The sequence below is a fragment of the Chitinophaga polysaccharea genome (assembly GCF_902150045.1).
GTDB lineage: Bacteria > Bacteroidota > Bacteroidia > Chitinophagales > Chitinophagaceae > Chitinophaga > Chitinophaga polysaccharea_A.
Genome location: NZ_CABFVU010000002.1, coordinates 1,185,557 through 1,199,310, shown reverse-complemented (window position 1 = coordinate 1,199,310; position 13,754 = coordinate 1,185,557). Strand labels below are relative to the sequence as shown.

At 46.3% G+C, this 13,754-nt stretch carries 12 protein-coding genes; 6 read left to right on the top strand and 6 right to left on the bottom strand.

Annotated features, from left to right (window positions below):
• Nucleotides 1-388: 388 nt before the first annotated feature.
• The 6 genes from FN124_RS19640 to FN124_RS19615 all read left to right on the top strand — a co-directional run bounded on the left by FN124_RS19640 (nt 389) and on the right by FN124_RS19615 (nt 7,997).
• Entirely contained in the window at nt 389-1,015 is a 627-nt protein-coding gene (locus tag FN124_RS19640) for a TetR/AcrR family transcriptional regulator (RefSeq protein ID WP_142686454.1), read from the top strand.
• 5 nt (nt 1,016-1,020) lie between these two features.
• Nucleotides 1,021-2,352, top strand: a complete 1,332-nt coding sequence (locus FN124_RS19635; protein WP_142686453.1) for an ABC1 kinase family protein — start codon at nt 1,021-1,023, stop codon at nt 2,350-2,352.
• Between the two features lie 120 nt (nt 2,353-2,472).
• Nucleotides 2,473-3,513, top strand: coding sequence for a sensor histidine kinase (locus FN124_RS19630; RefSeq protein WP_142686452.1), 1,041 nt, complete (start codon nt 2,473-2,475; stop codon nt 3,511-3,513).
• The gene (locus FN124_RS19625; protein WP_260607521.1) at nt 3,513-4,223 is read left to right on the top strand and encodes a LytR/AlgR family response regulator transcription factor; all 711 of its coding nucleotides are present in this window, start codon (nt 3,513-3,515) and stop codon (nt 4,221-4,223) included. The genes FN124_RS19630 and FN124_RS19625 overlap by 1 nt, the downstream gene beginning before the upstream one ends.
• 140 nt (nt 4,224-4,363) lie before the next feature.
• The gene (locus FN124_RS19620; RefSeq protein WP_260607520.1) at nt 4,364-6,871 is read left to right on the top strand and encodes a TonB-dependent receptor; all 2,508 of its coding nucleotides are present in this window, start codon (nt 4,364-4,366) and stop codon (nt 6,869-6,871) included.
• A gap of 127 nt (nt 6,872-6,998) precedes the next feature.
• Nucleotides 6,999-7,997 carry a hypothetical protein gene (locus FN124_RS19615; protein WP_142686450.1) on the top strand — a complete coding sequence of 333 codons (999 nt, stop codon included), beginning with the start codon at nt 6,999-7,001 and terminating at the stop codon, nt 7,995-7,997.
• Between the two features lie 110 nt (nt 7,998-8,107).
• Here FN124_RS19615 and FN124_RS19610 read toward each other — a convergent pair whose 3' ends face one another.
• The 6 genes from FN124_RS19610 to FN124_RS19585 form a co-directional block, all read right to left on the bottom strand.
• Nucleotides 8,108-8,839 (bottom strand): metallophosphoesterase family protein, encoded by a 732-nt coding sequence (locus FN124_RS19610; RefSeq protein ID WP_142686449.1) that lies wholly within the window; start codon nt 8,837-8,839, stop codon nt 8,108-8,110.
• 8 nt (nt 8,840-8,847) lie between these two features.
• Nucleotides 8,848-9,252, bottom strand: a complete 405-nt coding sequence (locus FN124_RS19605; RefSeq protein WP_221887832.1) for a 2OG-Fe(II) oxygenase — start codon at nt 9,250-9,252, stop codon at nt 8,848-8,850.
• Between the two features lie 145 nt (nt 9,253-9,397).
• Nucleotides 9,398-10,087 (bottom strand): NUDIX hydrolase, encoded by a 690-nt coding sequence (locus FN124_RS19600; RefSeq protein WP_142686447.1) that lies wholly within the window; start codon nt 10,085-10,087, stop codon nt 9,398-9,400.
• Between the two features lie 248 nt (nt 10,088-10,335).
• On the bottom strand, nt 10,336-11,001 hold the full coding sequence (locus FN124_RS19595; protein WP_142686446.1) for a Rossmann-fold NAD(P)-binding domain-containing protein: 666 nt from the start codon (nt 10,999-11,001) through the stop codon (nt 10,336-10,338).
• A 94-nt stretch (nt 11,002-11,095) separates the two neighbouring features.
• Nucleotides 11,096-12,481: an undecaprenyl-phosphate glucose phosphotransferase gene (locus FN124_RS19590; protein ID WP_142686445.1), complete on the bottom strand. Its 1,386-nt coding sequence runs from the start codon at nt 12,479-12,481 to the stop codon at nt 11,096-11,098.
• 30 nt (nt 12,482-12,511) lie between these two features.
• The gene (locus FN124_RS19585) at nt 12,512-13,747 is read right to left on the bottom strand and encodes a WcaI family glycosyltransferase (protein WP_142686444.1); all 1,236 of its coding nucleotides are present in this window, start codon (nt 13,745-13,747) and stop codon (nt 12,512-12,514) included.
• Nucleotides 13,748-13,754 lie beyond the last annotated feature (7 nt).

Below are 13,754 nucleotides of genomic sequence, written 5' to 3'. Positions count from 1 at the left end.
TAACGTATGCGTATATACGAACTATAATTACACCGTGATATAAAATTGTATATAAGTATTATCCCGGCTTATGTAAAATTAAGCGGCATCGTTTGCCAGATCAGGCAAGCAGCGAAAGGAGCGATATGTGGGTATGTTCTGTCATGATTCCTTGCATTTTAAAAGATGACGGATAAGGAATTCGCGTGCAAAGGTATATCTATTTTACAAATAGATCCCAATTTTTTCACATAATAATATTATTTCTCCCGGCCGAAGATTTTAACATTTCGCGTACCGATAAAAAAGGGTTTGTAACCATGCTTGACGTAAATTTGTATGTACCCGCGTATTTAACCTCCGGAACCCGCTCCGGACGGGCTACATCAACATTATAAAACTTTTTCTTATGGACAAACAGCTCATCCGCAACGCCTATAAAGTGTACTGGCTGGAAAACGGCAAGGCACCCGTTTCTGTTTATGCGCTCTGCAAAATTGTGGACGTTTCTGAAACTGAATTTTATGAACAATACAGTTCACTGGAAGCAGTAGAAAAAGACATCTGGCTGGCTATCTTCCAACAAACATTGGATCAGCTGCATGCAGATGAAATTTATCAGCAATATAATGCGCAGGAAAAATTGCTGGCCTTTTATTTCCTCTGGGTGCAGAAGCTGAAGGAAGACCGCAGCTACCTGTTATTACAGCGTAAGCACTTCCGGCTACCTGACCTGTACCGCAACAAACTGGAAACTTTCCGGCAGGCGTTTAACAGGTATGTAAGCAACCTTATAAAAGAAGGTTATCAATCCAGCGAAATCAAAGAAAGAAAATATATCTCCGATCAGTATGTTCATGGTTTCTGGTTACAGGCCCTGTTTGTACTGAAATACTGGCTGGACGATACCAGCAACCAGTTTGAAATGACCGATGCCGCCATTGAAAAAGCAGTGAACCTGAGCTTCCAGCTCATCAAATCCAATACCCTGGATAGTTTGCTGGATTTCGGGAAATTTATTTTTACGCGGAAATAAGCATCATGAAAGAACAATCCAATATTCCCACTTCCAAAGTGGAAAGGGCAGGCAGATTCGTTACGACAGGATTGAAGGTAGGTACCAATTATATTAAACACTACACGCGCAAACTGATGGATCCTTCTACCACAAAAGAAGAGCTCCACCAGGACAATGCCGCGGATATCTACGATACACTGAGCAACCTGAAAGGCAGTGCGCTGAAAGTGGCGCAGATGCTGAGTATGGACAAAGGCATGCTTCCGAAGGCCTATACCGAAAAATTCGCCATGTCGCAATACAGCGCTCCCCCGCTGAGCGGCCCGCTGGTAGTGAATACTTTTGTAAAGACATTGGGAAAATCGCCCTCACAGCTGTACGACCGGTTCGATCTGCAGGCCTGCAATGCCGCCTCCATAGGGCAGGTGCATAAAGCCGTGAAAAACGGCAAAACCCTGGCAGTAAAGATCCAGTATCCCGGTGTGGCCAACAGCGTAAAATCCGATCTCCGCATTGTAAAACCCTTTGCTATCCGCATTGTGGGCATGAACGAGGTGGATATGGATAAATATTTTGATGAAATAGAAAGTAAACTGCTGGAGGAAACCGACTACCAGCTGGAGCTGCGCCGTTCCATGGACCTGTCCGGGGCATGCGCCCATATTCCCAACCTGAAATTTCCCGGGTATTACCCGGAAATGTCGTCGGACCGGATCATTACCATGGACTGGCTGGATGGGCAGCACCTGAAAGAGTTCCTCCTCACCAACCCTTCACAGGAAGTGCGGGATAAAATTGGCCAGGCCCTGTGGGATTTTTACCAGTTCCAGGTACATAGCCTGAAACAGGTACATGCAGATCCGCATCCCGGCAATTTCCTCATGCGCCCCGATGGTACAGTAGGTATCTTCGATTTTGGGTGTGTAAAGGAAATACCGGAAGATTTTTATGAAAATTATTTCCTGCTGGTAGATAAGGAAGTACTGAAAGATGAAAAACGCCGGCACCAGATCTATACCAACCTGGAAATGATCCATCCCACCGACAGTCCCAAAGAGGTGGAATTCTTTTCCGGCCTGTTCCAGCATATGATCGACCTGCTGACGCTTCCCTTCACACTGGATACCTTCGACTTCGGCAATGAGGCCTATTTTAATGAGATATATGCCTACATGGACGAGCTTTACAATATGAAAGAGATCCGTGATTCAAAGGTAGCACGCGGCTCCAGGCATAGCCTTTATATTAACCGTACCTATTTTGGATTATACTCCATTCTCAGCGATCTGAAAGCAAATGTAATCACCGGCCCCGCCAGGATTCAGGAGCTGATGGCTGCAGGAAAAACTGCTTAACAGGCTTTCCGGGGCAAATCTTCCCCGGAAAGCGCTGTTTTTTCCGATGTTAGTCGTAGAATTCCTGCAATTGGTCGCAACTCTTTCCTGATAATTACCCGATTGCCCTAATTTTGCGCCATGAAACAGGAATGGTACCAGCAGAAATGGGCAGTAGTAGCCAGGCATATCCTTGCATGGCTTATATTCTTCTCCCTTCCCTATTTGTTACATCCTACCAATGAAAAGTACGAGCAGGACCGCTTGAATGAAAAGCATGTCTGGGCCATGTATATGTATTTTTCCTACCTGGTGCTGGTGGTTTTCTTCTACCTGAACGCCTGGGTGCTGATTCCAAGACTCGTATATAAAAAGAAATTTTTCGACTATATCCTTTATATCGTGGGGATATTTATTTTCATGTGCAGCATGCGATACGGGTTCGAAAAAACATTTCTGAAACCGCATGTCATAGATATAAAACCCGCCATCCTGTTCACCTTTTTTACCTTCTTCTTTGTACTGTCTGCCAGTACCGCCTTCCAGATGATTGTAGATAAAATGAAGCTGGAACGGCAAACCAGCGCTCGGGAAAATGAATTGCTGAAAACGGAATTATCGCTTTTACGCTCGCAGGTAAGCCCGCATTTTATGTTCAATGTGCTCAATAACATGGTGGCACTGGCACGTAAAAAATCGGATGTACTGGAGCCTTCCCTGATCAAGCTTTCCTCGCTGATGCGTTATATGCTGTACGAAGCTGATGAAGACAAAGTACCGCTGCAGAAGGAAACGGAGTACCTGCAAAGTTATATAGACCTGCAACAGCAGCGGTTCGGGAAGAATGTCACCATCCTCGTATCCCTGGAAACAGCAGACTCCAGTTATGAAATCGAGCCCATGCTGCTGATCCCTTTCGTGGAAAATGCTTTTAAACACGGTACCGGCATGATTACGGACGCCACTATAGATATCCGGTTATACACAAGTTCCGGTATGCTGTTTTTCTCCGTACGCAACCGGTTCAATAAAGATTCTTCCGAAATAAAGGATAAAACAAGCGGTATTGGCCTTACAAATGTAAAAAGGCGTTTAAATTTATTGTATGGAGATGATTATGTTTTGCACATCGATAAAAAAGATGACTGGTTTATAGTATCCTTACAATTAAATCTCCACTGATGATGAAATGTATTGCCATAGACGATGAACCGTTAGCGCTGGACCTGCTGGAAGATAATATCAGCATGGTGCCTTACCTGCAGCTCACCGGCAAATGCAACAACGCATTTGAAGCGATGGAGGTTTTGCGGCACCAGCAGGTAGACCTTATCTTCCTCGATATCCAGATGCCCGGACTTACAGGATTACAGTTCCTGGAATCGCTGCCCAACAAACCATTGGTGATACTTATTACCGCCTATGAAAAATATGCCCTTGAAGGTTTCAACCTGGCAGTAACGGATTATCTGGTAAAACCTGTATCGCTGGAGCGTTTCATCAAAGCCTGCAATAAAGCCCAGGAGCTTTTCCTGCTCAGAACCGGTGGAAAAACGGCGCGGGAAGAAGCTGATTTCTTTTTTGTAAATGTGGATTACAGCCTGCTGAAAGTGGTATTTTCCGATATCCGCTGGGTGGAAGGATTGAAAGATTATGTAAAAATACACCTTAGCAGCAGCCCCAAACCGGTTATTACCCGTATGAGCATTAAAGGCCTGGAGGAGCAATTGCCCGGTTCCCGGTTCGTACGTGTGCATAAATCATATATTGTTTCTGTTGCCGCTATTACCACCATCCGGAAAAACAGTGTTTTCCTGGATACGCTGGAACTCCCTGTGGGCGATACTTATCGTGATGCAGTATACGCCATTGCCGGCAAGGCCGGTCAGTGATCCCGACAGTTCGTAGCTATTTTTTCCCCACTCATCTCATTTAATTCATTTTATCCATCTGGTGACTATACTTTTGCGTCATCTGAATTTATATTAAAATGCATAAGATTTATTTGTTTATCACCCTGTTTTTGCTTTCAATGAGTGCTATAGCTCAACCACCCGCAGGCGCCAAAATGCCGATGGGTATGGGTATGAGTGGCCATGTATATGGCAAAATTATTGACCCCGATGGAAAAGCGGTACCGTACGCATCTGTAATTATTCTCGGAAACCGGATGGACAGCGCCACAAAAAAAATGAAGGAGAAGCTGCTCAAAGGCGTACTTACCAAAGGTAATGGTGAGTTCAGCCTGGAAGACCTTCCCGGCAGAGGCCCGCTGAAACTGCGGATCACCGCTACCGGGTACAAAACCATTGAGCAACCGGTCACCTTTCCTCCATTTGAAAAAGACCTGGGCAATATTAAGCTGGAAGTGAGCACCACCCAGCTCCAGGGCGTTACCGTAGCCGGCACCAAACCGCTGATGCAGATGGATATCGATAAAAAGGTGTTCAATGTGGAAAAAAACATCGTGAGCGCCGGTGGTACTGCGCTGGATGTGATGAAAAACGTGCCTTCCGTAAATGTGGATATTGACGGTAATGTAACCCTGCGTAACAGTGCCCCGCAACTGTACATCGACGGGCGCCCCACTACCCTCACGCTGGAGCAGATTCCTGCGGATGCCATCGAAAATGTGGAAGTGATCACCAATCCTTCCGCCAAATATGATGCTTCCGGTGGAAGCGCCGGTATCCTGAACATTGTGCTGAAAAAGAACCGCAAAACCGGTTACAACGGTAACATCCGTGCCGGCGTGGATAAACGCGGCGCTGTAAATGGCGGCGCGGACTTTAACCTGCGCCAGGATAAGGTAAATATTTCCGCCAGCGTAATGGGCAACCAGATGAAAGGGCGTACCAATGGTACTACCGAGCGGAATAACTTTGCAGACGAACCACCTACCTTCATTAACCAGTACAACGCCAATAAAACAGACGGAGGCTTCGTTTTTGGTAAACTGGGGCTCGACTGGTTTGTAACCAACCGTACTACCTTATCTGTTGCCGGTATTAAGGTACATGGCTCCATGAATCCATCTGAAAGGATCGATATTAATACCGACACCCTGGATAAATCCAGTACCATACGGGCTTTCAGTCAGCGTAACTCCACTTCCCACAATAAGTTCAACGCAAACGGCGTGGTATTGGGGATGAAACACCTTTTCCCTAAAGAGGGAGAGGAACTGACGGCCGACTTTAACTACTTCGGTGGAAAGAGCGACAATAACTCCGACTACCGGACCGACCGGTACAACGGCAGCAATATCAGCGGCAGCGATATACAGCAGATCCTGGGTAACGGCTCTGTAAGCTTTATGACCATTCAAACGGATTATGTAAAACCATTTACCGGGAAACTAAAGCTGGAAACAGGTTTGAGAGCCTCTATCCGTAACACGAAGAGTAATTTCAACAACTATATACTGGACCAGGAAACACAGAAATATGTACTGATCCCGGCCGCCTCCAATAATTACAAGAACAGCGATAACGTATACGCAGCCTATGTTAGCGTATCCAATACCATTGGTAATTTTGGCTACAAGGTAGGCGTACGTGCTGAAAGCTCCAATTATACCGGCGACCTGCTGAACAACGGGCAGCACTTTTCAAACAACTACCCGATAAGCCTGTTCCCCTCCCTGTTTCTGAGCCAGAAGCTGAAACATGACCAGGAGCTGCAGCTGAGTTATACCCGTCGTATTAACCGGCCCAATTTCTTCCAGCTGATCCCTTTCACTGATTCTACTGACAAGCTGAATATCACGAAAGGTAACCCGGGCCTGGTACCGGAGTTCACTACTTCACTGGAAATGTCGTACCTGAAAACGCTGAAAGGTAACAATACTATATTGGCATCAATTTACTACAGGCATACCAACAACCTGATCACCCGTTACCTCATCAAGGAAACCGATCCGGTAAACGGCCAGGAGATGCTGGTAAATACATACATCAATGCGAATTCCAGCTATTCCGCCGGTGCGGAACTAACCGCTATGTATAATCTCACCAAATGGTGGAGCGCCACGGCCAATGTGAATGTGTATAATTCACAGATCAATACCGATAACGTTACACAGTCGCAGGATGCGCTCTGGAGCTGGTTTGGCAAGCTTAACAATACCTTTAAGCTGCCCGCTAATTTTGAAGTGCAGCTCACCGGCACCTACCAATCGAAAACCAACCTGCCGGTAAATGACAATAAAAACGTACAGGCCGGTCCGCCCATGCAGCAATCACAGAATGCGTCCCAGGGCTACATTGCTTCTTTTTATGGTGTAGATGCCGCTATCAAAAAGAGCTTCCTGAAAAACAATGCCGCTTCCGTGACGTTCAGCGTGAATGACATCTTCAGAACACGCTGGTCTGACCAGTATTCACAAAGCGATTATTTCACACAATATTATAGCCGCCTCCGCGACCCGCAGATGATGCGCCTGACCTTTGCTTACCGGTTTGGTAAAATTGACGCCAGCCTGTTTAAGAGAAAGAACATGGGCGCCGGTATGCAGGGAATGCAGGAAGTGATCCAGTAAGAAGTTGTCTTATAGTGTAAAGCACCGGAACGCAAGGGGGTACACCTGAGCGTTCCGGGCTTTTTTTTATGTGGGATTTTTTACATCTTTGAGAGATATATTTGTAACCTAACTATTGTCCCTTATCATGAAAAGATTCTTTTTGTTAACTTCCGTTTGCTACCTGTCAGCAGTAAGGAGTAATGCACAGATCCTCAACCAGACCACCTTACAGAGTGGTGCTAATTTTAATATAGATGGGATTGGGCGTGCCAGCCTGTTCAACACTTCCCGTACAACCGCCGCCGGGCTCGGTTCAGGACACTATATGTTAATGCAGAATGGTGTCTATCGATGGGGTCTGGGAACCACCAATGTAGAAAGCGGTACAAACCTCGAAGGCAGTGATTTTGCATTATTTGGTTATAATAATGATGGGAGCCTCAGACCAAGGTACCTGACTGTTATGAGGAGCAATGGGTTTACAGGGGTTAATACGGCTTCGCCTACGGCTCAATTGCATGTTTCCGGTTTACCTGGAACAGATGGAGCTGAGCCAGCAACATTGGCTAAATTCACTTACACCAATGTTGCTGAAACAGAAGCTGTGCTTCGCTTTTCCAATGCTACTTATCAGACAGGCGCCTATATCCCGGGTATTATCGGCCGGTCCTATAGCCCTGGAAGACCATATGGTATTTCTTTGAACGGAGAGGCTGAGGATGTTGTCCCTTCAGCATTGGAACCATATTCAGCAGCTGTAATGTTGGACGGAAGAAGTAAAACCAATGCAAGGCTCGCCAATGCCAATGTTTTTTCCGTTAATTCCTATGGTACCTCGTTGCTGATGATCAAAGCCAATGGCAACGTGGGCATTGGCACTACTGCTCCCGGTACCAATAAGCTCGCCGTGGAAGGCACTATCGCCGCCAGAAGGGTTAAAGTAACACAAGCCGCCACCTGGCCCGATTATGTTTTTGAGCAGGATTACCCATTGCCATCTCTCCAAAAAACCGAAGCTTTTATCAGGGAAAACAAACATTTACCGGAAGTGCCTTCTGCAAAAGAAGTGGCTGAAAACGGCCAGGACCTGGGAGATATGAACGCTATACTCCTGAAAAAAGGGAAGAGCTCACCTTACATCTGATTGCCATGCAGAAAGAAATAATGGAAGTAAAAGCTACCAATAAAACATTGACAAATGAGTTAAAAACACTTCGTGCTGCTTTGAATAAATAATACGCTAAATGGCCGGGATCATGGGTTCCGGCCATTCTCCCCAGGATACAGCAAATACACGGCATCGCTCTGCCACACCTCCTTCGTATCCACATTCATCGCGGAAATTTTGCCTTTGAAAGCCGCACCGGTGTCGATGTTGTGTACGTTGCAGGCGATCATGGGGAGCTCCTGCCCATAATTAAGGCTGGGCGTATGACCAATATAGATCTCTTTAAACTGCAGCAGTCTTTTCGGGTAAAACTTTGAATCCCTGGGTATACTGCGATCCATCGCCAGGGCAAGTTCCCAGAGGCTCCGGTCCCAGTAAAGCATAGGCTCAAACCTTTCATGGGCAGGGCCATGCGTGGAAGTAAAGCCTGCATGTATATACAACCTGTTCTGGTCATCAATGTAGTACATACGCATGCGGTTCAGGAACTGGCGATGGCATTCCAGTGCCTCAGGTGATAGTTTATTGAAGCTCTCCACGGTGGCTTTGCCACCGTTACGCTGCCAGGAAGCTTCCGGCATTATGCCATTCAGCCAGGACTCGCACCAGGCGTCGTGGTTTCCTTTGATAAAAATGCAGTGGTATTGCGATTCCAGTTCCATGAGCCAGGAAATCACTTCAGCTGACTCCGACCATCCATCTACATAGTCTCCTAAAAAAATCAGTGTATCGGTTGTTTTCGGCGCGATACGCTCTACCAGCTGTTTCAAGGCCTTCAGCGCACCGTGTATGTCACCTATTACGTAGGTTGCGGGCATGTTTTGTTTTATTTGTACATAATATCTGTACGAAGCACATATTTCACACCGGCGGTAAGCATGGAACCTTCATGCCGCAGCGGATGATGAAATACCAGGGCAGTACCGGTTTCAGGCCGGATAACTTCACCGGAGGCAAAAATGGTTTCCCCGCCGGTATATGCTTCGTTCAGGTAGATCATAAAAGTATACTGGCTGGCTTCAAAACGGTTCCGCTCAAAACTGCCGTCCTTATGCATTTTAAAGCGCTGGCCCGTGCTGTATTTATAAAAACGGAACAATTCATTTACTCCCGAGGCATTCCTGCTATCTTTTCCTTCAGGAGCAAAATTTTTCAGCCTTTCCCAGATAAAGGTAGCATAAGCCTGGTCCTTATACAAGACCCGCTCATTATTCCGTACGCCTTTTATCATACGTTGTACGCCTCCGCCCACGTCTACAGTGGCTTCTTCATAACCTATTGCCTCGCTCTTTTCTATGAGGGCGGCGCATTCCTCTGTGCTGAAAAAATCTTTGATAATAAAGATCTACGGGGTGCAGGTGATTTTTTCCATAACATCAGGTTTCGTTGGGAACATTGATCTGGAAACTATTTTTCTTCAGTTGTTTATTGAACTTATACAGTTCGGGATGCCTGTTCTTTAGTCCCTCGCGTTTCAGACCTGTATTGATCACATAAGCGGCATCCAGTATTTTCCGGCGGAAATTGCGGCGATCAATAGTGGTTTGCAGGATACATTCATAGAGCTCATGCAGCTCCGTGATGGTAAACAGCTCATCCAGCAGCTCAAATCCAACAGGGTCATACTGTATCTTCGACCGCAGCCTCTGGAGCGCCTGCTTGAAAATATGTTTATGATCAAAACCCAGGACAGGCATTTTCCTTACATTGAACCACTTTACGTCGTTGGCCATACTCCCTGCTACCACGCTGAATTTAGCAGGATTGATAAGCGCGTAATATCCTACTGCGATAACCCGCCCGCGTGGGTCCCTGTCTACCGCATCAAAAGAATAAAGCTGTTCCAGGAATACTTCTTTCATACCCAACTTGGTTTGCAGGATACGATAACAGGTATCCAGGAAGGTTTCTTCCATTTGCAGGAAACCGCCCGGTAAGGTCCAGCAGTCCTTAAAAGGCTCCTCCTTACGGTTCAGCAGCAATACCGACAGGGTATTGTCGTGGTAACCAAATACCACCAGGTCTATCGCCAGCGAAGGGTTCTTATACTCGTGGAACGGCTTCATATATTGTTTGCGTCAATTTAACGTGAAGTAAAGGATTTTGGGGGAGATAACCTAATAAAGTTGTCTTATGTGAGCAGATAAAACAAAAAGGCGGCGCCTGAGCACCGCCTTTTTTTATTTGGACCCGGGATAGGAATATTCCAGTCATCTCATAACCTACAACTGTTACACTGTTAAAGTAACAAGATGCAAATATACATCCCTCAGGCTATATAAAGTGAACTGCTATCCCCCAGGTTACCAGCATTTTACGGATGATGAGCCAAAGCCACAATATCCTTTACTTCCAATACCGTCCTGGGGTACCCATAACGGGTAACGTTGATCATGGCCTGTCCCACCTCCGCCAGGGTACACACCCATTGTGGAAATACCCGCCTGAAAAAAGGATAGGCCCGGCCTATATACTTGTAATATTTGCTGGTATTCTTCAATCCTTCCGTAGACCGCATAAAACCGGGCCTGAACATATACACCGCTTTAAACGGCTGTTTCTGCAAATCATTCTCCGTCTTGCCTTTTACCCGCGCCCACATGATCCGTCCTTTCTCTGAGCTATCCGTACCCGCGCCGGATACAAAGCAAAAGGTCATATCTGAATTAAGGGCAGCCAGTGTACGGGCTACCTCCATCGTAATATCGTAAGTAACACGTTTATAGGCATCCTCTTTCATACCCACGGAAGAAACACCCAGGCAGAAGTAACAGGCGTTATAGCCATGCAGCTTCGTGGCAATGGACAGCATATCATAAAAGTTTTCATGAATGATTTCCTTCAACTTAGGATGTTGTACCCCGCAGGGCTTACGGTTAATGACCAGCACCTCCTTTACATCCGGATGCTGTAAACATTCATGCAACACCCCTTCCCCTACCATTCCGGTACTTCCTGTAATGATGGCTCTTATCTCCATAGGAATAATTTATGTCAAGATAATCCTAATTTAGATCTTTGCCGGATATCTGCAAAATATCTACCAGGTTATCATTTACATAAACCATACCTGTTCAAAACGCATTTTCATCTCCTTTGATCGTATTCCGGATCGTTAAAAAAATAATCCTCAGATCAAGATATACCGACCAGTTTTCCATATACCAGATATCATGTTCTATCCTTCTGCGCAGATGCGATTCCTCTGTAATTTCCCCACGCAGGCCGCATACCTGCGCCCATCCCGTAATGCCCGGCTTCAAAAAATGACGGATCATATACTGCTGGATCACCCTTGAAAATTCTTCGGTATGCCGGAGCATATGAGGCCGGGGGCCTACTATAGACATATCGCCCATAAATACATTCAGGAATTGCGGCATTTCATCGAGATTGGTTTTCCGGAGGATACGCCCTATCCTTGTAAACCGGCTATCGTGCCGCGTGGCCTGCTTCGCATTTGCTTCATCGTTCACATACATGCTCCGCAGCTTCAGGCAGGGGAAATTCATATTATTCCGGCCCGTACGGTACTGTATAAAAAATACCGGCCCTTTGGATTCCAGCTTGATCAGCAGCGCCAGTAAAGGGATCAGCCAGGTAAGAATAAAAACGATCACAAGGCCGCTGAAAATAATATCAAACACCCGCTTACGGATGCGGTTGGCAATATCATCCAACGGTTCGGAGCGTAATGAAATAATAGGAATATTATTGAAGTAATCCACAAAGATCTGCCTGTTTACAAACAGTTTGAAATCCGGAACAAAACGGAAATGGATCAAATTCAGCTCCGCTTCCCGCGCCAGAGTATACAGGTAGGGAAATTTTTCGGGAGATAATGTGGAATATATTTCACGGATGTTGTTAGACTGTGCATAGGGCACACAGGCTTCCAGGTTGCCGATCACCGGGTAATAAGACAGCTCATGTACATTACTGTATTCCTCAAAATAGCCCTCAAATTTCAGGTTACTGTTATCTTCTATCAACTGGTCGGCCAGTTGTTTGGAAAGATCGTTATACCCCAGGATCACCACTTTCTTTTCCACCCCGCTCCTTCGCAGGATGTGACGGGTCACCTTGTAAAAAAGCCAGCGCCCCAGCAATACCATGCAAAGAAAACTGGTACAATAGCTAAGGATAAACAACCGGGAATATAACTGCTTCGTCAGGAACAACGACAATAACAGTAGCAGCAGGTATAGCGCTATGCTCTGTATGGTTTTACGGGCAATACGGTCAAACGACAACTGCTGGCTGAGAAAATAGATACCAGTAGTGTACAGGGCGGCCAGCCAGGAAAGGTTTGACACCACAAGGAAAATATCCACATCAATGTCCTGCATACGGTCGTACCGCTGCAACCAGGAACTGGTTAAAAAAAACAATACATTCAGCCAGATAAAATCCAGCACAATCAACTGGATACTGCAAATTTTGAGATACCGGTTCAGCATAAAATAGAATATGGTTGATCAATAAAAACGCTACGCCACCTGCTCTTCAAAGCGCGTCATCACTCCTGAAATTGAAAGGTGGCCGGTGGCAAATTCACGGGCATTTCTCGAAATGTCTGCTGTGTTTTCCCATACCGCCTTGCCTATGCCCGCTTGCAGGGCTTCCTGGTCTTCAGCATTTACCAGGATGCCCATTTGATAACGGCTAACCAGGTCATGCAACCCGGTGCCTTCATTGGCCGTTATCAGGGCAATCCCCCCCACTGCCAGTATGGTTGTTAACTTTGATGGCATCACAAGATCGCTGGCATGCGCCTTTTGTATAACGAGATGCACATCGGCCATGTTCAGGAAACGGTTAAACTCTGCAAGCGGTTGCAACGGGAAAAATATCGTGTTCTTTAACTGCAGTTCCGCAGCGAGCTGCTCCAGCTTCTCTTTATAGGGCCCTGACCCGCAGATCAGGAATTTCATTTCCTTCCGGTGCTGCCATGCAGCGGCCGCGTGCAACAGGGCTTCCAGGCCCTGCTTTTCACCGATAGCTCCTGAGTACAACACAATTTTATCAGTAGGCGAAAAGCCAAACGACTGCTTTAATATATCCTTTTCCGTTAGTGGATGAAACTGCGTTACATCTACCCAGTTGGGAAAATAAAATACCTCCCTTCCGGCTTTGTCACTGATTTTCCGGATCATACCATCGGCAATACTGCTCACATGATCTGCCTGTCGCAGGATTATCTTCTCCAGCTTCAACAACCCGTTGATAAGCCCCCGGGAGCGGATCATTTGTAAGTCGCGCGCAGCTTCAATCTGCAGATCCTGCACATGATACACAAAGCTGGCTCCTCTCAGCTTTTTATAAAGCACCGCCAGCAGTCCCAGGTGGAAGGGAGGCGCTACGGTAATAACAATATCATACTTCTTTTTCCACACCAGCTGCATTATCTTAATAAACGCAGCAGCAGCAAAAGAGGCATCCTGCAACATCCTTTTTTTCCCGGAAGGCTCCGCCGGTACGTACTGCGGGCAACGGTACACAGTGAATGTTCCCTTTCCCTGCGGATGCACTTCCTTTTTGAACCAGTTCTTTGACCGTTCATAGGGCGGTTGCACCTGCCATTGCGGATAGTAAGGATAAGTTGTAATTACCGTACAGTCGTACCCGTTATTGGCCAGCCAACTGATCATTTCCCCGTTATACTTCCCTATACCTGTTGGCTCTGGTGAGAAATTGCCGCCTATCAGTAATATTCGTTTACCCATATACGTT